The sequence below is a fragment of the Synechococcus sp. B60.1 genome, from assembly GCF_047462555.1.
In the GTDB taxonomy this organism is placed as follows: Bacteria; Cyanobacteriota; Cyanobacteriia; order Thermostichales; family Thermostichaceae; genus Thermostichus.
In genome coordinates this window covers 2,497-4,284 of the sequence record NZ_JANSJN010000145.1, presented here as the reverse complement: position 1 = coordinate 4,284, position 1,788 = coordinate 2,497, and the positions used below count along the sequence as shown (strand labels likewise).

Annotated in this window: 3 protein-coding genes and 1 pseudogene; all 4 read left to right on the top strand. The window is 59.9% G+C overall.

From position 1 onward, the window contains the following. Nucleotides 1-310, top strand: a 310-nt coding sequence (locus tag NW863_RS12370) for an NYN domain-containing protein (protein ID WP_414366712.1), incomplete at its 5' end; no start/stop codon positions are given. Between the two features lie 104 nt (nt 311-414). Continuing rightward, the gene (locus NW863_RS12365; protein WP_414366710.1) at nt 415-1,038 is read left to right on the top strand and encodes an HD domain-containing protein; all 624 of its coding nucleotides are present in this window, start codon (nt 415-417) and stop codon (nt 1,036-1,038) included. Nucleotides 1,039-1,108: 70 nt separating this feature from the next. After that, on the top strand, nt 1,109-1,546 hold the full coding sequence (locus NW863_RS12360; protein WP_414366709.1) for a peroxiredoxin: 438 nt from the start codon (nt 1,109-1,111) through the stop codon (nt 1,544-1,546). A 39-nt stretch (nt 1,547-1,585) separates the two neighbouring features. Then, nucleotides 1,586-1,788, top strand: a pseudogene (locus tag NW863_RS12355) (D-alanyl-D-alanine carboxypeptidase family protein); the annotation flags it as partial.

Here is a 1,788-nt window from a genome sequence, read left to right as displayed (position 1 = left end):
GGTTACCAAGCCGGTCGTCACCCGTGCCGACGGCAGCCGCAAGGCCAATCTGGATGGGGAGCTGATCGTGGATTTAATGACCCTGTATTCCCGCTACGAGACGGTGCTGCTGCTGAGCGGTGATGGGGATTTCGCGCCAGCCCTCCGGCACATCCGCAGCCAAGGCTGCCGGCTGGAGGTAGCCGCCTACCGGCCCAGCACACACCCGGAGCTGATTCGCCTGGCGGATCGCTTTGTCGATCTCTGTGCCTGGCAAGGGACAGGGATCCCAGTGCCCTTACCGGCAAAACAGACGGAGGCCAGCGGCTGAACCTCTGCGGTTCCGGCCAGTTGCTCCCATAATCAAATCAACAACCAACAGCAGACCATTCCTGACCCATCCCCTCAACTTCCAACCTCGATGGAGAGATACCCATGTCCACCCAGTTGTCGCCGCGGTTTGCCGAGGCCATGCGCTACGCCTACCGCTGGCACGCCGCCCAAACCCGCAAGGGAACAGGGATCCCCTACCTCAGCCACCTGCTGGCGGTGGCGTCCATCGCCCTGGAGCACGGCGCCGACGAAGATGAGGCTATTGCCGCCCTGCTCCACGACAGCCTGGAGGATGGCCCCCGCTACATCAGTGAGCCGCGGGCCCAGATCGAACGGGAGTTGCGGGAGCACTTTGGAGAACGGGTGCTGCAGATCATTCTGGGATGCACAGACACCGACAGCGATAGCTCCCTGGGCGAGCCCAAAGAAAACTGGAAAGAGCGCAAAGTGGCCTATCTCAAGCACTTGGAAAGCGCAGATGCCTCAGTCTTGCTGGTGGCCGCCGCTGACAAACTGCACAACGTCCGCTGCATCCTGCGAGACTTTCACCAACTGGGGGATCAGCTCTGGGAGCGCTTCTCCGGCGGCAAAGAGGGATCCCTGTGGTACTACCGGTCGCTGGCGGAGATCCTGGGGCGACGGCTGCCTTCTAGGCTGGCGGTGGAGCTCCAAGAGCTGGTGGTCGAGTTGCAACGGGCAGCCGGGTCGGAGCCGGCAACCGCTTGACAGAGACGACCAGGGCTGAAGAGAATGCTGAGGGCAGCCTTCTTCTTCGCACTCTTCAGGTCACCTGTCTATGGTTCTCGCTGTTGGCACCATTGCTCCAGGGTTCAACACCACCGACACCCACGGCAACCAAGTTTCTCTGGCTGATTTTACCGGGAAAACCGTTGTCCTTTACTTTTACCCCAAAGACGACACCCCCGGCTGCACCAAAGAGGCCTGTGGATTCCGCGATGCTTACGCCGATTACCAAAGCAAAGACGTGGTGGTGTTGGGGGTGAGCATGGACGACCAGGCCTCTCACCAAAAGTTTGCCGAAAAGTACAACTTGCCTTTTCCTCTACTGGTCGATACCAGTGGGGTGATTGCCCGCGCCTACGATGTGGATGGGGGCGGTTACGCCAAGCGGGTGACCTACGTCATCGACGGCGAGGGCAAAATTGCCAAGGTCTATCAGAACATCAACACCGAAACCCATGCCCGCGATATCTTGGCAGACTTGGGCCTGTAAAATCTCTTCGGTTCTTCTCTGAGATCCCGGCCCTTGCGCATGAACGACGACATTCCGGTTGCGCGTCGCCAGCTATCTGCTGTGGAAAAAGCGCAAGCTTCGTCGGCTACCTTGAGGTTGCGCCTGAGCTTGGGGCTGGTAGTGGTTGGGTTGGTGCTCTTGGCAGGTTGGGGGATAGATCAGTTACCTGGATCCCAGCAAGTAGCGGATCCCCCAGTTCTGGAAGAAGCCAGTCAGCCCCC